Source organism: Rubritalea marina DSM 17716, from assembly GCF_000378105.1.
GTDB lineage: Bacteria > Verrucomicrobiota > Verrucomicrobiia > Verrucomicrobiales > Akkermansiaceae > Rubritalea > Rubritalea marina.
Genome location: NZ_KB899255.1, coordinates 142,265 through 158,934 on the forward strand (window position 1 = coordinate 142,265; position 16,670 = coordinate 158,934).

A 16,670-nucleotide genomic window follows, 5' to 3' on the forward strand; every position below is an offset into this window, starting at 1 on the left:
CTTAATCGTCATGAGCTGTTCTGTCCGTGGTATTTAGATTCGAGGCGTGACAGATGTTTGGAATCTTGGTTTAACCAAGGGATTGCTGTACGCGAGGTGGGAGAGATGTCTCAGCTCATAGCGGGCAGTCATACGAACCTAGACAAACCATGATGATCAAATTGATAGTAATCGCAGCAGCAGCAGCTTGTATGAGCTCATGCTGCATGACCTGCATGTAGCAGTGCCAAGGCGCCCAATGCGTGCCAAATGAAAACCCCAGAGCTCATGATGAGCCTGGGGTTTTTTGTATGAAGGAGTGCGGCACTGGGCCATCTGTTGGCCCTCGCTGCCAGCGATAGATTCAAACGCTGTAAATGGGCAACCCTGAGCTCAGTGAAGCGCAGGGTTGCGCAGGGTTGCGGAGGTTTGGGGGTGACTAAAGCTAGGAATATTTTAGTGACTGGCGTCACCTGCTCCCGATGGGATATGGATGCTTTCTACCATGTCTTGTACTGACTGCGGTGGTGCAGGAGTGACGGCGCTGACGATGAACGTCACGATAAAGTTGAGGAGCATGCCGAGGCAACCAATGCCTTCGGGGGTGATGCCAAAGAGGTACTGGTCTGGGGTGCCACCCCAGAACTGGAAGTACAGGATGTAGCCCAGTGTGAAGCTGATGCCTGAGATCATACCAGCGATGGCTCCAGGCTTGTTGACACGCTTGGAGAAGATGCCCATGAGCAAGGTCGGGAAGAAGGATGAGGCGGCAAGGCCGAAGGCGAAGGCCACGGTCTTTGCAATGAATGCGGACGGTGGGTTGATGCCGAAGAAGGCCGCAACAGCAAGTGAGGCGAAAGAGGCGATACGCGCGTACATCACTTCTTCTTTGTCGCTCAGGTCAGGCTTGATGATATTTTTCATCAAGTCGTGTGAGATCGAAGTGGAAAGCACCAAGAGCAAGCCCGCTGCGGTGGAAAGCGCCGCTGCGATACACCCTGCCATGAGAAGGGCGATTACCCACATGGGGAGACCCGCCATGGATGGGTTCGCCATGACCATGATGTCGGTGCCGAACCAGAGTTCGTTGGGGTTGCTGTCGTCAGCTTTGTTTGCGAGGAGTCGCTCGCCGTGGATGCCAACTTTTTGTTGGTCGGGTGCTGTGATTTCAGGGTAGTTTGGCTTTTTGCCTTGGAAGACGCTATTGCTGCCTGCCTCTGACTTTCCGGGGCCGAAGTACTGGATTTTCCCGTCGCCATTCTTATCGACCCATGCCATTTGGCCGGTTGATTCGAATTCTTGCAACCATGATGGGGCTTCGGTGTATGGAGTGTTGTGAAGTTTTTCGATGAGGTTCACGCGTGAGAATGCTCCAATGGTAGGGGCTGTGAGGTAGATCACAGCGATGAAGAGCAGCGTCCAACAAGCGGACTTTCGCACGGACTTCACGTCTTTCACCGTGAAGAAGCGCACGATCACGTGAGGGAGTCCCGCTGTGCCACACATGAGGGCGGCGGTGATGCAGAACATGTTGAGGGTGGAAAGCTTGCCGGAGGTGTATTCTTTGAATCCAAGTTCGGTATTGATGTTGTTCAATTTTTCCAAGAAGGGGACGGCTTCAGCCCCGCCAGCGGTGTAATTTCCTATCAGGCCGACTTGTGGGATGACATTCCCAGTAAGGGCCATGGCGATGAAGACTGCTGGGATGGTGTAGGCGAAGGACATCACACAGTATTGTGCCACCTGGGTGTAAGTGATGCCTTTCATGCCGCCTAGTCCGGCATAGAAGAAAACGATGGCGGCACCCACGATAACGCCGGCCGAGATGCTAATGCCGAAGAGTTGTGAAAACACCACGCCCACACCACGCATCTGCCCCATAATGTAGGTCATGCAAATGAAGATAGCACAGACAACTGCGACTGCGCGTGCAAGTTTGGAGTAGTAGCGGTCGCCGATGAAGTCAGGTACCGTTGCTTTGCCAAACTTACGTAAGTAGGGCACCATGAGTACGGTGAGTAGTACGAAACCTCCAGTCCAGCCCATGAGGAAGCGGGCTCCATCATAGCCGCTGATGGCTACTGTGCCAGCCATGGAAATGAAGGTGGCTGCAGACATCCAGTCGGCCGCAGTGGCTAGTCCGTTAGCCAGTGGTGATACTCCGCCTCCAGCAGTGTAGTATTCTTTTGTTGATGAGGCTCGTGAGCGAATCGCAATCACAATGTAGAGTGCGAAAGTGATGCCAATAAAGACGAAGTTCAGTTGGTCTTGAGTCATATGAATGTGGTGTTAGGTAGTAGAGGAGGGGATTTAGTCTTCCTCGGAGTAGCCAAATTTACGGTCGAGTGAGTTCATGCGCCATGCGTAAACGACTAGGATGAGTACAAAGCAAATGATCGATCCTTGCTGAGCCATCCAAAACCCGAAGGGTGCTGTACCTACATTGGGAGCATTGGCATCCAGCCATTCGCGGAATAAAACACCACAGCCAAGACTCACAAAAAACCATACGGCGAGAAGTGAGAGAACGAGATTGAGGCAAGCGCGCCTATAACGATGAGGATTATTCGGTTCCATAGGTGTTTGTAGAGTTAAAGCAATAAAGCATCTATCGTTAGAGCTTATTCATGGCAAGGATGAAAGGAGATATTTTTACAGGGTTTGACAGCTTCTAACTATAGTTAGAATGTGGGTTGAGGCTGCGTGTGGGTACTGTGAATATGTGGTGGTGAACCGTTATCTCCTTGAATCACTCTAACTGATGTGATAGTTGTCATAGTTACATCGTTTTTATAAGTAGCTTTGATAGAGTTGAATAAAGGTTGTAGGTGTTTGATGTTTCTCCGGTGGCTCGCATTGGGGGTATTGATGGTGCTGCCTCTTTGTGAGCCGGTAGCGGCTGGTGGGACGGGTTTTGCTGAAGTGCCTGGCGATCAAGGTAGCCTAACATTGTATGTCGATAATGACCGCTCACTGAATATTGATAGTGATTACACAAGCGGCATTCGCTTGAGTTGGGTTTCTCCTGAGCTAAAGCATGGTGCTTGGAGTATGTTTGACCAGGCTTTGGGGTATTTGGCTGGGGCGCAGGGACGAGAGACCTGGCTGGGGAGGCTCAAGGGCTATGGTCGTGGTAATGCATTGCTGAGGCAGCGCAGTTTCTCGTTCACCCACTTGATGTACACGCCTTTTGATGAGCAGGCTACTCGTCCACCTCCAGGCCAGCACCCGTATGCAGGGTGGTTAGGCTTGGGATTTGGAGCCTCAGTATCAGGAGAGCGTAGCGTGAGTTCTGCAGACTTGATGCTCGGGGTGATTGGGCCAGCGGCCGGGGGACAGGAGGTGCAAGATACTTTTCATTCGATTCGCAACACCACGCGCTTTTCAGGTTGGGATAGTCAGGTTCCTAACGAAGTAACGCTCAATTTATACCTCAATACGAAGCGTAAGATTTCGTGGGCTAGTCGCGGCAGGCGCGAGGGGTGGGGGACTGATACTATTTGGCATAGTGGGCTTGCCATCGGGAATTTCAAAACACAGGCGACATTGGGCTCGATGATGCGACTAGGCTGGAATTTGCCCGATGAGGTTCGCGACATGCGGCTTTCGGAGTCGGCACAGCGTCAAGCGGGTTTTTTATCCACTGCTGTTCAAGCTGATGGCTTGAGTGCCTATGCTTTTTTGGGGGTGGAGTTGCGAGGGGTGCTTCATGATGCGGTGCTGGATGGCCCTTTGTTTAGTGACTTCGATACAGGTGTTAGCAAGGAGCCTGTCATTGGGGATCTCTATGTTGGATTCGCCTTGAGCTATCATGGCATAGACTTCGGGATCTCGCATACCTTTCAGAGTGATCGTTACAAAAGTCAGCTGAAGAATGATGATTACAGCTCTTTTTATGTGAGTGTCAGATATTAGATTCAGCTTTTTCTATCAATCTCGGCGAGCTTTGTGCTAAATAATGTCTATGAGTAATGCCAAATGCATCCCCTTCGTGGCGGTCATTTTTGTGATGTTGTTTCAGACGCTGGTCTTGAGTGGATCTGCGTCTGCAAGAGAGCAGCCTACTGAAGTCAAAATCGCCTATGTTGTGTTGGACATTGATGCCGTGAGCAGCGCGGATCAGAGCTTTACGCTGAATGTTTTTTTTCGAGCGCAATGGCACGACCCTGAAGAGGCCCATGATGGAGAGAAGGCAATCACCAAGGAGCTGTTGGATGTCTGGCATCCGAGGATTCAAATAGCCAACCGCAAGAAGGCCTTCAATACGATGGATGAAGTGGTGACGATCCAACCAGACGGCACCGTGACATACATCCAAAGGATTTGGGGGGGCTTTTCGCAAATCATGAATTTGGCGGACTTTCCCTTCGATTCACAGAAGTTTCAAATCCACATTGTGTCGGTGGGGCACCAGCCATCGGAAGTTCAGTTTGTGTTAGATGAAGACGTGAACTCGGGGATTTCTGAGAAGTTCTCCTTGCCTGACTGGGACGTTACGGATCACAAAGCATGGGCTGAGAACGGGAAGATGTATCGTGAGATGGAAGAAGTACCGATGTTCACCATCTCACTGGAGGCGAAGCGCTACAGTTGGTATTATATGGTGAAAGTGATCTTGCCTTTGGTGTTGATTGTGGCGATGTCGTGGATTGTATTCTGGATTGATCCTGAGCAATCGAGCACGCAGATTGGTGTCGCTACCACGTCGATGCTGACCTTGATTGCCTATCGATTCACCATCGATCGATTGGTCCCGGCTGTGTCCTACTTGACACGCATGGATGAATTTATCCTGAGCTCGACTATCTTGGTGTTCATCACGCTGTGTGAGGCGGTGACGACCTCGGTTCTCACCAAGCATGGAAAGGCGCAGCTGGCTACGACCATGGACAAATGGTTCCGCATCATCATTCCTTTGAGCTTTGCGTTACTCACTTACCATGCCTTTTTTAGCTAAACAAACGACCATGCGATATCTGAAACCCATCTCGATCATCTGTGCCATTCTGTTCTCCAGCATGCTTGGCTATGCTGAGCAGAAACAAGTTGTTGGGCAGGACCAGTCCCAAGCTCAAGCTCATAAGGCAGCTGTAGCCGAAGTGGTTTTGGAGCCAAATACAACAGTGAATCTTCGGCAGTTGGTGACTCAGCTGCGTCCACTCAGAAAGGCAGAGTTAGAAAAGCTCTTGAGCGAGTGGGTCAGCCAGTTAGAGAAGCAAGTCACGATCACAGCAGATTATTCATTTCGCATTGATTCTGGCGCGTTGTCGGAGGAGGACCGCAAAAAGTTTATTCAGCTAGAGCAGGAATCGCACACTCAGGAGTTCGAGATTGCGAAGCGTGCTAAATTGGTGATGGGCTCACTGGAGGCAAAGGGTGGAGACATCAAAGAAGCGCAAGCATACATCAATGCGACGACTGACATTAGTAGCGATCTCGATCCGTCCGGGCGAATGGAATACCTCTACACTCTTGCTCTGAATTGGATGAAAGACCCCGATGGGGGGATTGTCTTTTTGGGCCGTGTGCTTGGCGCCATTCTCTTGATCGTCGTCTTCTGGGGAGCGGGTATTGTGGTGCGTCTATTGGTGAAGCGTGCGATTTCTAAGCGTCGTAGTGTTTCTCGTATTCTCAAAGACTTCCTGATCCGTTCGGTGAGTTGGGTGGTGTTACTTTTTGGGATGATGTTTGCGCTATCTTCATTGGGGGTATCGATTGGGCCGATGCTAACGGCAATGGGGGCTGGTGGCTTTATTATCGGCTTTGCCTTGCAAGAGACTTTAGGGAATTTTGCGAGCGGTATGATGATCATGATATACCAGCCATTTGATGAGGGCGATTTCGTCGAAATTTCTGGAATCAGTGGGAAAGTAGAGAAGATGAGTCTCGTCTCTACGACCTTGCTCACTTTTGATAATAAGGAACTCATCATACCCAATAAAAAAGCTTGGGGGCAGACGATCATCAACTACTCAAGCCGTGAGGTCCGCCGCGTCGACATGATCTTTAGTATCAGCTATTCAGACGATGCGAAGAAGGCTTGTGAGGTGCTTAAGGAGATGGCTGCTGAGCATCCTTTGGTGTTAGAAAATCCACTGACTGTGGTGGGCGTGCATGCGCTTGCGGATTCATCAGTCAACCTATTCCTGCGCCCATGGGCGAAGACAGAAGACTACTGGGAAGTGCATTACGACCTGATGCACAAAGCGAAGATCCTGTTGGAAGGTGCTGGAATGACCATTCCATTCCCACAACAAGACATGCACATCATCTACGAGAATCAGCCCGCGTTGCAGCCACCTGAGCCGAATGAAAAGGATTAAGCCCTATGGGTTTACCTTTTTGACGAACTTAGCCTTCAGCCCCAGTGTTAGGCCATCCATCTTACAGGTGATCTCATGATCGCCGTCTTCCTGGAGCCGGATGGGTTTCGATTTTGTGCCGCTTTTAAGCACTTTCGAAGTTCCCGTGATTTTCTTGTCTTTGATCATCTGTACGATGTCGCCGTCTTCAAGTACGTTGCCATAGGCATCTTTGACGACACGTGGGCCGAGCTCTTCTTCTGGTTCTTCGAGTGTTGTCTTTTCCCACTCATGGCCGCAGGTTAGGCATTCATAATGCGTGGCGCTTTCGGTGACATCGTCCATGGTGCATAGCGGGCAAGTGATCTCAGACATGCACTGAGCAAGCAGGAACGACCCGATGATTGCAAGGCATTTGTTCCAGTGGAGTATTCTCTCCGAGGATCAATGTTTGTTAGATTGTTTGACATGGTTCTAACAGTGATTTAATCAGCTGATAGGCAATGTGGTGATACGATGAATGAATTGATGATAGAAAAAACGGAAGACATTTTAGCACATTGCTTGGACTGGTTGCAGTTGTGTATCGACAAGCGGGTGAAGTATTACTTCGAGTTAGTTGAGGATGATTGTGAGTTGCCAGAGATGGATCTGCCATCAGGCGGATCAGGAGGGCTAGTGGGCTGGATGCGAGAGCGTGACTTGAATCAGGAGGAACAATTTATTTTGCTCTTAAGCATAGCTTCATTGGTTCGCCCTGAAATGTTAGATGTGCTGTTCTCCGAGAACAAAAATACCGGTCGGCGTTACACCGAGTTTGGTGGTGTGCATGATAATGCGCAACAGGGAGGGTTTGTGCCCAGCGTGCAGACAGCATTATTTCTACTTGCTGGAGGAGACATAGGGAAGCGATTGAAAGTGATGCGTGTGTTCCGTCCCGACCACTTCTTTTTTAAAGAACGCATTCTTGAAGCACCTGAGAAGCCAGATTCTGGTGTGTTATTGAAAACAGCTCTTCGTCTGACTCCAACAGCACTGTACCAGCTGTTGTGGCAGGACGAATACAGTCCGGATTTACGCAGTGATTTCCCAGCAAAGCGCGTGCGCACGAGTCTGCAATGGGATGATCTTGTGCTCAGTCCTGGGGTGAAATCTCAAGTGATGGAGATTCGTACTTGGATGGAGCACGAGGAAAAAATCAACAATGCGTGGGGGCTTAAGAAGATTCTTAAGCCAGGGTATAGGGCCTTGTTTCACGGGCCTCCGGGTACGGGTAAGACTCTTACAGCGGGGCTCCTTGGCTCTGCTTTAGGGCGCGATGTTTATCGCATTGATCTGTCGATGGTGGTCAGCAAATTCATTGGTGAGACGGAGAAAAATTTAGCCGCCGTTTTTGATCTGGCTGAAAATGAGAATTGGGTGCTCTTTTTTGATGAAGCTGATGCGCTCTTTGGGAAGAGGACTCAGACTCAGTCTTCTAACGATCGCTTTGCCAACCAAGAGGTTTCGTACCTTTTGCAGCGGGTTGAGGATTTTCCAGGCTTGGTGATCTTGGCGTCTAACTTCAAGGGGAATGTGGATCCTGCTTTTGTGCGTCGTTTCCAGTCTTTGATTTACTTTCCACTGCCAAAGCATGAGCAACGTCTGCAGCTTTGGAGGGATTCCTTGGGTCATGGGCTCAGGTTAGCTGAGGATGTTGATCTCGAGGAGGTGTCGAACCGCCATGAGCTGGCTGGTGGCGAGATTGTGAATGTGGTGCGTACGGTGGCAATCACTGTGGCTTCAAGGCACGATGACTTGGTCCGAGCTGCAGATATTGAGGCGGCCATTCGCAAGGAGTTTCAGAAGGATGGTCGTGTTGTTAGTTAGAGCGACGCTGCTTTGGAGCCCATGATGTCGGCCTCCCGTTCGAGTCCTGCGTTATCGTTAATCGCGACCCCATTGTTGTTCAAGGTCGGTTTCACACGGCTTTGTTTTTGTTGTACCGTGTGCCAAGCCTCGTGTGCTAGGTGGCGTTCCTGACCTGGAGCGATGTGGATATTGGTGCCTTGGGCGTATGCGTGAGCATTGAGCTGAGCTGGTTTGCTAGAGTTGTAGTGTACTCGGACGTCAGACATGTTGAGGCCAGAGAGGCTTTCAATCCCGCTCTTCAACTTGTCAGGCATGCCAGTTTTGTTTGAGGCGCTTTGCTTTTGTGCTGGGGCATCGCTACTTGCTCTTGCCATGAGTTGCGTTGCCTGCGGAATTGGGCGCATGTCGCGCACTCCAAAATTCTCCAAGGAAGCGGCATGGTTTTGCCTGCTGGCCAATTGGCTCGCGTGGCGATCGCTCTGGGGTTCTCGACTGAAAGGCAAGTGGGGCATCAAGACGAAGAATGGCAGTTTCCTAGCAGAATACAACTCCATTCTAACAGGGGAGCCTAACTCGTTTGTGATGATCTAGGCCGTGATCGAATTGTTGATGGTGTTTGGTTGCTCTGGGGATTGCACTTGCTATCGTTATGGAATTTCTTGAGTTTGAAGGGAGATGTCTTCGTCGCGCTATCTTGTGTTTTTACCGGTGATGTTGTGTGCGTTGTTGTGGGGGAGTGCTTTTCCGTGCATTAAGTTGGTGTATCAGCATTGGGGGGAGCTGGGTGTGGAAGTCCAGCTGACGGATCGTTGGTTTTTTGCGGGTATTCGATTTGCCGTGGGAGGCGGTGCTCTCTTGTTGCTGGCCAAGAACCCATGGCGTGAATGGAAGCAAACGCCAAAGAAGCATCTGATGGGCTTGTCTCTGGGGCAGACTTTTTTTCAGTACATCTTTTTCTATTTAGGTCTCTCGTTGTCAGGTGGGGCATTGAGTGCGTTGATGGCATCGACTGGGAGTTTTTGGTGGATGATTTTAGCTCCTTTGATTTTGGGGGTGGCGTGGCCGAATGTGCGGCAATGGATGGTATTGTTGGTGGGTGCTCTCGGAGTGGCTGTGGCGGTGTATGCTCCGGGGGCGAGTGGCGGTGACTCTTGGGTGGGGGCTTTATGTATCATCGTTTCGACGATGTTTGGTTCGATCGGCATGGTGCTGTTCAGTAAGGTGAAGCCGACGATGGGCGCGCGGGCGGCCACCGGTTATTCCCTGTTTCTTGGTGGCCTCGCACTGATGGTGCTTGCAGTAGACTCGTGGCCTCGGGTGTCTCTACTCTTTGACGCGTATGTGCTGATGCTAACAAGTTGGCTGGCGGTGGTGTCTGCAGTGGGTTTTGCGGTTTGGAACCACCTTACGACGATCTACCCAGTACCATTATTGGCGAGCTGTCGTTTTATTATTCCGATTTGTGGGATGGTACAGTCCTTGGTCTTTTTAGAGGGAGAAGTGATGACGTGGGGCTTGTGGCTCGGTGGAGCTTTGGTGGTGGGCTCTACTCTGCTTGCTACTTGGATGTCATCAGAGAGAAAAAGGGGTTGATTTATAGAGGGGCGGTGGGATGATTTCCGCATGCCAAGTAAGGAACGTCACGAATGGAGAGAGGACACCGAGGAGGGTGTGCGCGTGTATAAAGCGGTGCTTTTTGCTCGTGAGTGGAAATTTGCTTCGGCGATGAAGGGTTCTCGCCGAGAGAAACCGGAGTGGGAAGACATCGAAGAGGTGAGTGATGAGCTCTGGGAGAAACTGCGTGAGGTGCTCTTTCGAAAGTACCAGCGCAAGCGTTGCCCATGGAAGTTTATTGCCGATATCGATAAGCGACTCGGTCATGAGGTCGATACCCTACGCAAGAGCCGTAGCGAAGACTAAGTTTTCATGAAAAAAGCACCGCGAATATGATTCACGGTGCTTTTTTGTCTAAGGGACTATGAGCCAGATCACGTTACTTGCGTGATTGTTCGAGCATCCGGTTGATTGGTGCCTCGGCGCGCTGGCGGACATCTTCAGGCATTTCTACCGTGGGACTGAGGTCGCGCAGGCAGTCGCGGAGTTTTTCCAGGGTGTTCATTTTCATGAAGTGGCAGTCGTTGCAGGCGCACTTGTCAGTAGGCCCTGGGATGAGGTTCTTGTCTGGTGCCTCTTTCTGGAGACGATGTAGCATGCCGGATTCAGTCACCACAATGATGTCCTTCACTGGTGCGTTTTGGCAGTAGCCGATCATCTTCTCTGTAGAGCAGACTTCGTCAGCGAGGAGGCGCACCGCGGTGGTGCACTCTGGGTGGGCTACCACGAGTGCCTCGGGGTATTCTTCTTTGATCTTGTTGATTGAGCTCTGGGTGAACTCAACGTGCACGTAGCATGAACCCTGCCATAGATCCATCTTGCGGCCAGTTTGTTCCATGACCCAAGCACCGAGGTTTGCGTCAGGAACGAAGAGGATTGGGCGGTCTTGTGGGGCCTTGTTGACGATGTCGATAGCATTGCCTGAAGTGACGATCACATCGCAGAGCGCTTTGACGCCGCCGGAGCAGTTGATGTAGGCGATGACGTAATAGTTCTTTTCCTTGTTCGCATCGAGAAAGGCGGCGAGGTCCTCTGCTGGGCAGGATTCCTCAAGCGAGCAGCCTGCTTCACGGTCAGGAAGGACGACGGTTTTGTTCGGGTTGAGAATTTTCGCAGTCTCAGCCATGAAGTGCACCCCGCAGAAGGCGATCACATCGCAGTCGGTTTCTTTGGCTTTGTATGCTAACCCCAGAGAGTCGCCCACGTAGTCGGCGATGTCTTGGATCTCACCTACTTGGTAGTTGTGGGCGAGAATGACGGCGTTGCGTTCTTTCTTCAGTTGAAGGATTTCTTCCTTAATGTCGATAGCGGTGGTGGTCATGTTTCAATGTGTGAAAGGTAAAAAACGGACAGCCTCATGGTGAGAGGTGTCCGTTGGTGAGTGTGACAAATGAGTTAGAGCATCGTGGATGCGGCGCCTTTGAGTTTCCCGCGCTTAAGCTTTGGCGTTGGCAGGTGCTGCAGCTTTCTGGGTAGCGGCTGGCTTGGTTGTGCTATTCGCTGCCGGTTTGGCTGCCGGTGATGTCTGGTTGCTCGGAGCGCCCACGGTGGACTTGCCCACGAAGATGGCACCAGCTTCGATGGAGAGGGTGCCAGCTTTGATGTCGCCTACTAGTTCAGCATTTGCTTTGAGTTCGACGCGGTCCGAAACATCAATGTTGCCGTGTACCTTGCCGTAGATGACAACAGAGCGAGTGCGGATTTCAGCGCGGATGCGCGCATTGTCACCGACGGTGAGTGAGCCATCTGAGTCGATTTCACCTTCGATCTTGCCGTCCACCACGAGATCATTGGCGAAGCGAACGCGGCCTTTGATTTCGACGTCTGAGCTGAGCATGTTGCGGCCGCTGCCGGCTGCGAGTTGTGAGGTGTTGGACACCTTGCTGGATGCTGAGCTTGATGGTGCTGGGCTGCTCTGAGTCGAGCTGCTGCTTGATTCTGGAGTGGAGGCTGGAGTGACGCCAACGGGGGCGCTTTGATGGCTCGGAGTTTGGCCTTCGGCGCCTTCGTTCTGAGTGTTGATGTATTTCTTGAAAACAGACACGGTAAAATAGGTGTGATTGGTTGAAAAAGTGGATTAGAAAAGATTCTTCCGCATTATAGTCTTACTCACTCGCTTGTGAATTTTTTTCGGATTTTTCTTCAGTAGTTGCATTCACAGGTTCTTTGAGTGCTGGGGCTGCAGCTTCTACGAACCTGAGTCGTTGGTTAGCAATCTGTTGGTAGCCTGCATATTTTTGTGCCGCTTGCGAGATAATGGCGTCCTCAGTGTTGCTGGTGGGGCCATCGATGGAGAGGTTGGCTACTTGGTTGTAGAATTGTTTGGCCGCTACGAGGTCGCCACGTTCTTTAGCAATGTCGCCGAGGGCGAGGTTGGCCACAGGAGCGATGAAGCCGGCAGCGTCAGCATCGACAAGTTCGGAGAGTACTTGTTCAGCGCGATCAAGGTCTCCATCAGCAGCTAGTGCGAGGCCCAGTTGAGCGGCAATGTTGGCCTTCAGGGTTGGATTGCTTGCGCTGTCGTAGAGCGCCAAGAGCTGAGCCACGCTAGCCTTGTTGTCTCCTTGGTTCAGAATTGTGAGCTCGGCTGCGATACTTGAGCTGGAGCCTGGGTACTTGGAGATGATTTGATTGAGCGCCGTGTCTTCTTCAGCCATGGCTAGGGCCTCACCAGCTTGGGCTGCCTGCATCGCGGCGTAGCTTGTGAAGCCTACATATCCGAGCACACCAAGGAAAATGGCAGTGGCTACGGCGATGAGGATCTTCTGATTTTCTTCGAGAAAAACTTCAAATTTGGATGGGCCGTGGTCGAGCTCGGCAATTGGTGTCGGTGTGTCTTCCATGTCGTTAGCCAGTGTGGTATGAATCTCCGACTGATCTGGCAAGTAAGAAAGCGTGGTGCTCCACTAATTCTAGGGAGATTCCACACAAATTTGTATTGAAATGACTTGGTGATGGCTTAGACAAGCGGCGAAGCACTGAGGCTGAATGAATATGATGCGTGATAAAATTCTCCAAGCGAAGCTCTACGGTATTGTCGATAGCGGCTATGTGGCTGTCGAATCGATGGAGTCGAAATGTAGGGAATTGATTGCAGGAGGTGCTGGCATTATCCAGCTGCGCGCCAAGACCTGGGAGCCCGACCAAATCGAACAAATGGCTCAAAAAATTCAGCAGATTTGTGCTGCAGCGGCCATCCCGTTCGTGGTGAATGATTTCCCTGAGATTGCGCAGCGCGTCGGAGCTGATGCAGTGCATGTTGGCCAAGATGACGGGCCGATCGAATCAGTGAAAGCGATCGTGGGAGACAGCATGTTGATAGGGCGCTCCACCCACAGCCCAGAGCAGGCAAGGCAGGCACTCGATGATGGCTTCGATTACATTGGCTTCGGGCCACTTTTCCCGACTCCCACAAAGAAAGGCCGACCGGGTATTGGCTTGGAGAATGTGCGGGGTGTTGAGTCTGAGCTTGCTTCGCAGATTCCTGTTTTTTGTATTGGTGGAATCAAGCGTGACAATCTCCAACAAGTGATAGATGCTGGCGCACGTAGGGTGGTTGTGGTATCTGATGTGCTCACTGCCGAGTCCACAGAACAGGCAGCGCAGGACATCGTTACTAGAATCCCCTATACGACCCACACACTCATGAACACCAAATCCATTATCGTTGGTGGCACCATTGCCATCGACCATGTCAAAACGCCTGTTGCTGAAGAATCTAATCTCCTCGGTGGCTCAGGTGCCTATGTTTCTCTCGCCGCGAGTTTCTTTCACGATTCAGTCAATGCTGTAGCCGTTGTTGGACACGATTATCCAAAAGAGCATCTCGCTATGTTGGAGAGTCATGGAGTTAACCTTGATGGTGTGGAGCACTCCGAGAGCGCGTCCTTCACCTGGTCTGGTGAATACATGGAAAACATGAATGACCGTGAGACCCACGAAGTGGCTCTCAATGTGTTAGAAGGCTGGGAGGTTAAAGTCCCTGAGTCGATCGCCGCCAGTGATATTGTGGTACTGGCGAACATGTCTCCTGAAAACCAGTTGCAGATGCTTGATGGATGTGTGAGTGAGACGCGTTACGTGATTGCCGATACCATGGATCTATGGATCGCCATCGCCAACGAACAGCTCCACGAAGTGCTTAGTAAGATTGATCTTCTGGTACTCAATGATTCTGAGGCACGTGAATTTGCTCAAACATCTAATCTGGTCGTAGCAGGGGAGAGATTGTTAGCCAAAGGGCCAAAGCATGTGATTATCAAGCTTGGTGAGTTTGGCGCGATGCTTTTCGAAGAAGGGGGGCGCATGTTCCGATGCCCCGCTTGGCCACTGAGTGAAGTGGCCGATCCGACGGGAGCTGGCGATTCATTCCTTGGTGGTATGGCCGGTCACTTAGCCGGCCTCGATACTGAGGACTTCAGTTTTGAGGACCTCCGAAAGGCGATGATTTGTGGTACTGTAGCCGCTAGTTTCACTTGCGAGGCATTTTCTACTAAGAAATTACAGTCAGCGACGCGTGAGGATATCGAAAAACGCATGAGTCAGCTGAAAGAGATTTCAAGCTGGTAAGGTCTGCAAATGCCCGCCAATTGGTGGATTAGTTGGTCATATATAATGAGATAGAGTGGTGTAGATGACAGATCCTATCAAATTTACATTGTCAGGCATGACCCCGCTGTAATAGCGTTAACCTTATGTCAAAACAGGTGCAAAATTATCGCATCCGAGAGAAGTTAGGTGAGGGAAGAGCAGGAGCTGTGTATGCTGCTGACAGCCTCACGACTGGTGATCCAGTGGCTTTTCGGCGTTTTGCTGTCGTTGAGAATCCCGAGGAAGAGACCTCATGGGAGAAAGATTTTCACGATGTAATCAGCGATCTGAAGCGCATTGAGCATCCGAATATTCTCAAGGTCTTGGATGCTGGTGTCGATGAAGATGGCCCCTACATGGTCACTGAGCACCTGGAGGGCTTGAGCCTCAGCCAAGTCATGCGCCAGGAGGGCCATGTTTCACTGAGTGCGGCCTACCTCATGGTTCAACAATGTCTCTCTGCTCTATCCGTGGCGGAAGAATATGGATATTTCCACCATGCTCTGAGTCCTTCATCCGTGATGGCGGCACCTCATGAGGATGGGAGCTACACATACACCTTGGTTGATCTTGGCCACAGCAAGCTTATCCCCTTATTGTCGAGCCAAGGTGTTGGAGCGCTATCGAAGGTGATGGATCCTGCACTGCTTGCGCCTGAGATCTACGTGGGTCAGCCGGAGGGCGTCCGCAGCACACTCTACATGTTTGGCCAATTAGTTTATTGGGTTCTGGCTGGCGGCCATCCGCTTGCAGGTCTTGATCTTGCGATGGCACATGCCAAGCATAATGCTGGTGAGATCCCAGACCTTCGTTCCTACAGACCAGACATCCCGGATGCATTTCGTTTGTGGTTGATGCGTTTGATCGAGCCAAATCCGATGGCCCGTCCGGATTCGGTGCAGTCGGCCTTAGCCTCTTTGCCTGCTTTTGAAGTGGCAACCTCGGCTCCTTCCATGCCGCAGCCCATCCGCATGGATGCAGCTGCAATGCAGCCGAATTACGAAGGAGAATAGTTTTTTTGAGTGCTATTGCCAGTGTTCTGAAGTACTGGTGAAACATGATTGAATTGGGCAGGATGAACACCCTTGAGGTGGTGCGTGAAGAAGAACGCGGCTATTACCTCGAAGCGGGGACCGATGGCGAGATCCTCCTGCCTAGAGGCGAAGCCCCTGAAGGGCTGGTCATGGGTGATCCGCTCCCAGTCTTCATCTATCGAGACTCGGCAGATCGTTTGATCGCTACCACACGCAAGCCCAAGGCGATGGTGGGGGACTTTGCTCTGCTTGAAGTGACTCAGGTGACCTCTCACGGAGCCTTTCTCAATTGGGGCTTGGTCAAAGATCTCATGCTGCCATTTGGTGAACAAAAGAAAAAAGTGAGCCACGGTGTGCGCCTCGTGGTGCGAGTCTATGTTGATGAGGAGACCCGCCGCATTGCTGCCACTGCACGCTTGGGCCGTTATTTGGGAAAAACAGGTAGGAGCTATTTCGCCAATGAAGAGGTTGCATTGATGGTGGTGGATCGAACAGAGCTAGGGTACCGAGTGGTGGTTGAAAATGAAGATTGGGGGCTGGTGTACCATAATCAAATTTTTCAAACGCTCGACATTGGACAATGTTTGAAAGGCTACGTTTCACAAACACGAGATGACGGGAAGTTAGACATTATCCTGCAGAAGCCTGGCCCTGAGAAAGCGATGAATCTCGGCGAGAAAATTCTCAATATCCTCGAGCAGAATAACGGGTTTTCTGACCTCGGCGATAAGGCAGACCCCAGCGCTATTCTCGCTGCTTACAACGTGAGCAAGAAGACATACAAACGCGCCTTAAGCCAGCTATACAAAGAGCGAAAAATCACCTTCGAAGACGGTGGCGTGCGCTTGTTGAAGTAGGGCGCAACTCACGACCTAACAATGACGACGTGGAAGGAAACCATGTTCAATGGTCGAGCCCGTAAATATGTCGAACAATAACTCAGACAGACTAATTTTTGAATTCTGCTTCACTTCCAGCAAGCCAATTCCTCTCAAGCAAGCCCCATCTGGTGCTGTGAAGCTCGAGCTATTGGGACAGTACTGGGGCGTTCTTCCTTATCCCAATCCTGGCCATAGCTACGAAAAAAAATTAGGTAAGCTGCGGCCTGTCTCAGACGTCTCGATCCGAGTCTAAGCGCACTTTATGAAATAACTCAGGTGGACTGAAAACATTGTGAGCTGGCTTTTTTGCCGTCATAGCAAGTTACTTCAAAACGATTCATAGAGAGGGAGTGGAGTCGTTAGGTGTGGGTTTGTATAGAACAGTGAACGAGACGCAGGGAGCTAGATAATCAAGAAGT

Annotated in this window: 18 protein-coding genes; 11 read left to right on the forward strand and 7 right to left on the reverse strand. The window is 51.0% G+C overall.

Annotated elements, in window-relative coordinates:
- Positions 1–435 precede the first annotated feature (435 nt).
- On the reverse strand, positions 436–2,256 hold the full coding sequence (locus F454_RS0108815) for a sodium:solute symporter family protein (RefSeq protein WP_018970286.1): 1,821 nt from the start codon (positions 2,254–2,256) through the stop codon (positions 436–438).
- Positions 2,257–2,289: 33 nt separating this feature from the next.
- Positions 2,290–2,556: a DUF4212 domain-containing protein gene (locus tag F454_RS0108820; protein ID WP_018970287.1), complete on the reverse strand. Its 267-nt coding sequence runs from the start codon at positions 2,554–2,556 to the stop codon at positions 2,290–2,292.
- Positions 2,557–2,814: 258 nt separating this feature from the next.
- Here F454_RS0108820 and F454_RS0108825 point away from each other — a divergent pair, with 258 nt between their 5' ends.
- Genes F454_RS0108825 through F454_RS15780 form a run of 3 tightly spaced genes read left to right on the forward strand, consistent with a single transcriptional unit; the run spans position 2,815 to position 6,302 of the window.
- Positions 2,815–3,894: a lipid A deacylase LpxR family protein gene (locus tag F454_RS0108825; protein ID WP_018970288.1), complete on the forward strand. Its 1,080-nt coding sequence runs from the start codon at positions 2,815–2,817 to the stop codon at positions 3,892–3,894.
- A gap of 49 nt (positions 3,895–3,943) precedes the next feature.
- Complete coding sequence (locus tag F454_RS0108830; protein WP_018970289.1) at positions 3,944–4,936, forward strand: ligand-gated ion channel; 993 nt, start codon at positions 3,944–3,946, stop codon at positions 4,934–4,936.
- 10 nt (positions 4,937–4,946) lie between these two features.
- The gene (locus tag F454_RS15780; RefSeq protein ID WP_018970290.1) at positions 4,947–6,302 is read left to right on the forward strand and encodes a mechanosensitive ion channel family protein; all 1,356 of its coding nucleotides are present in this window, start codon (positions 4,947–4,949) and stop codon (positions 6,300–6,302) included.
- Positions 6,303–6,305: 3 nt separating this feature from the next.
- On the opposite strand, the gene F454_RS0108840 is transcribed toward F454_RS15780, so the two are convergent.
- The gene (locus tag F454_RS0108840) at positions 6,306–6,656 is read right to left on the reverse strand and encodes a zinc ribbon domain-containing protein YjdM (RefSeq protein ID WP_018970291.1); all 351 of its coding nucleotides are present in this window, start codon (positions 6,654–6,656) and stop codon (positions 6,306–6,308) included.
- A 153-nt stretch (positions 6,657–6,809) separates the two neighbouring features.
- Between F454_RS0108840 and F454_RS0108845 the strand changes: the two genes are divergently transcribed.
- Positions 6,810–8,150 carry an ATP-binding protein gene (locus tag F454_RS0108845; protein ID WP_169334353.1) on the forward strand — a complete coding sequence of 447 codons (1,341 nt, stop codon included), beginning with the start codon at positions 6,810–6,812 and terminating at the stop codon, positions 8,148–8,150.
- On the opposite strand, the gene F454_RS16585 is transcribed toward F454_RS0108845, so the two are convergent.
- Positions 8,147–8,446, reverse strand: a complete 300-nt coding sequence (locus F454_RS16585; protein WP_205619013.1) for an eCIS core domain-containing protein — start codon at positions 8,444–8,446, stop codon at positions 8,147–8,149. The two genes, F454_RS0108845 and F454_RS16585, sit on opposite strands and share 4 nt — an antisense overlap.
- On the opposite strand from F454_RS16585, the gene F454_RS16590 reads away from it, so the two are divergent.
- The 3 genes from F454_RS16590 (at position 8,445) to F454_RS0108865 (ending at position 10,052) form a co-directional block, all read left to right on the forward strand.
- Positions 8,445–8,723 (forward strand): hypothetical protein, encoded by a 279-nt coding sequence (locus F454_RS16590; protein ID WP_205619014.1) that lies wholly within the window; start codon positions 8,445–8,447, stop codon positions 8,721–8,723. The genes F454_RS16585 and F454_RS16590 overlap by 2 nt on opposite strands.
- An 84-nt stretch (positions 8,724–8,807) precedes the next feature.
- Positions 8,808–9,725: a DMT family transporter gene (locus tag F454_RS0108860; protein WP_018970295.1), complete on the forward strand. Its 918-nt coding sequence runs from the start codon at positions 8,808–8,810 to the stop codon at positions 9,723–9,725.
- A 30-nt stretch (positions 9,726–9,755) separates the two neighbouring features.
- Entirely contained in the window at positions 9,756–10,052 is a 297-nt protein-coding gene (locus F454_RS0108865) for a hypothetical protein (RefSeq protein WP_018970296.1), read from the forward strand.
- Positions 10,053–10,125: 73 nt separating this feature from the next.
- On the opposite strand, the gene nadA is transcribed toward F454_RS0108865, so the two are convergent.
- The 3 genes from nadA to F454_RS0108880 form a co-directional block, all read right to left on the reverse strand.
- A complete protein-coding gene (nadA, locus tag F454_RS0108870; protein WP_018970297.1) occupies positions 10,126–11,067 on the reverse strand; it encodes a quinolinate synthase NadA in 942 nt (313 codons plus the stop codon).
- 114 nt (positions 11,068–11,181) lie between these two features.
- Positions 11,182–11,790 carry a bactofilin family protein gene (locus F454_RS14725; RefSeq protein ID WP_018970298.1) on the reverse strand — a complete coding sequence of 203 codons (609 nt, stop codon included), beginning with the start codon at positions 11,788–11,790 and terminating at the stop codon, positions 11,182–11,184.
- Positions 11,791–11,851: 61 nt separating this feature from the next.
- Complete coding sequence (locus tag F454_RS0108880; RefSeq protein WP_018970299.1) at positions 11,852–12,589, reverse strand: tetratricopeptide repeat protein; 738 nt, start codon at positions 12,587–12,589, stop codon at positions 11,852–11,854.
- Positions 12,590–12,740: 151 nt separating this feature from the next.
- Between F454_RS0108880 and thiE the strand changes: the two genes are divergently transcribed.
- The 4 genes from thiE to F454_RS0108900 all read left to right on the forward strand — a co-directional run bounded on the left by thiE (position 12,741) and on the right by F454_RS0108900 (position 16,504).
- Complete coding sequence (thiE, locus tag F454_RS16125) at positions 12,741–14,315, forward strand: thiamine phosphate synthase (protein WP_018970300.1); 1,575 nt, start codon at positions 12,741–12,743, stop codon at positions 14,313–14,315.
- A 125-nt stretch (positions 14,316–14,440) separates the two neighbouring features.
- Positions 14,441–15,349, forward strand: coding sequence for a serine/threonine protein kinase (locus F454_RS0108890; RefSeq protein ID WP_018970301.1), 909 nt, complete (start codon positions 14,441–14,443; stop codon positions 15,347–15,349).
- Between the two features lie 44 nt (positions 15,350–15,393).
- Complete coding sequence (locus F454_RS0108895; protein ID WP_026292812.1) at positions 15,394–16,227, forward strand: CvfB family protein; 834 nt, start codon at positions 15,394–15,396, stop codon at positions 16,225–16,227.
- A 67-nt stretch (positions 16,228–16,294) separates the two neighbouring features.
- Positions 16,295–16,504: a hypothetical protein gene (locus tag F454_RS0108900; RefSeq protein ID WP_018970303.1), complete on the forward strand. Its 210-nt coding sequence runs from the start codon at positions 16,295–16,297 to the stop codon at positions 16,502–16,504.
- Positions 16,505–16,670 lie beyond the last annotated feature (166 nt).

Excerpts from the sequence above, each read along its gene's own strand:
- F454_RS0108815 (WP_018970286.1), bottom strand. The coding sequence starts at position 2,256 with ATGACTCAAGACCAACTGAACTTCGTCTTTATTGGCATCACTTTCGCA.
- F454_RS0108820 (WP_018970287.1), bottom strand. The coding sequence starts at position 2,556 with ATGGAACCGAATAATCCTCATCGTTATAGGCGCGCTTGCCTCAATCTC.
- F454_RS0108825 (WP_018970288.1), top strand. The coding sequence starts at position 2,815 with ATGTTTCTCCGGTGGCTCGCATTGGGGGTATTGATGGTGCTGCCTCTT.
- F454_RS0108830 (WP_018970289.1), top strand. The coding sequence starts at position 3,944 with ATGAGTAATGCCAAATGCATCCCCTTCGTGGCGGTCATTTTTGTGATG.
- F454_RS15780 (WP_018970290.1), top strand. The coding sequence starts at position 4,947 with ATGCGATATCTGAAACCCATCTCGATCATCTGTGCCATTCTGTTCTCC.
- F454_RS0108840 (WP_018970291.1), bottom strand. The coding sequence starts at position 6,656 with ATGTCTGAGATCACTTGCCCGCTATGCACCATGGACGATGTCACCGAA.
- F454_RS0108845 (WP_169334353.1), top strand. The coding sequence starts at position 6,810 with ATGATAGAAAAAACGGAAGACATTTTAGCACATTGCTTGGACTGGTTG.
- F454_RS16590 (WP_205619014.1), top strand. The coding sequence starts at position 8,445 with ATGCCAGTTTTGTTTGAGGCGCTTTGCTTTTGTGCTGGGGCATCGCTA.
- F454_RS16585 (WP_205619013.1), bottom strand. The coding sequence starts at position 8,446 with ATGCCTGACAAGTTGAAGAGCGGGATTGAAAGCCTCTCTGGCCTCAAC.
- F454_RS0108860 (WP_018970295.1), top strand. The coding sequence starts at position 8,808 with ATGTCTTCGTCGCGCTATCTTGTGTTTTTACCGGTGATGTTGTGTGCG.
- F454_RS0108865 (WP_018970296.1), top strand. The coding sequence starts at position 9,756 with ATGCCAAGTAAGGAACGTCACGAATGGAGAGAGGACACCGAGGAGGGT.
- nadA (WP_018970297.1), bottom strand. The coding sequence starts at position 11,067 with ATGACCACCACCGCTATCGACATTAAGGAAGAAATCCTTCAACTGAAG.
- F454_RS0108880 (WP_018970299.1), bottom strand. The coding sequence starts at position 12,589 with ATGGAAGACACACCGACACCAATTGCCGAGCTCGACCACGGCCCATCC.
- thiE (WP_018970300.1), top strand. The coding sequence starts at position 12,741 with ATGATGCGTGATAAAATTCTCCAAGCGAAGCTCTACGGTATTGTCGAT.
- F454_RS0108890 (WP_018970301.1), top strand. The coding sequence starts at position 14,441 with ATGTCAAAACAGGTGCAAAATTATCGCATCCGAGAGAAGTTAGGTGAG.
- F454_RS0108895 (WP_026292812.1), top strand. The coding sequence starts at position 15,394 with ATGATTGAATTGGGCAGGATGAACACCCTTGAGGTGGTGCGTGAAGAA.
- F454_RS0108900 (WP_018970303.1), top strand. The coding sequence starts at position 16,295 with ATGTCGAACAATAACTCAGACAGACTAATTTTTGAATTCTGCTTCACT.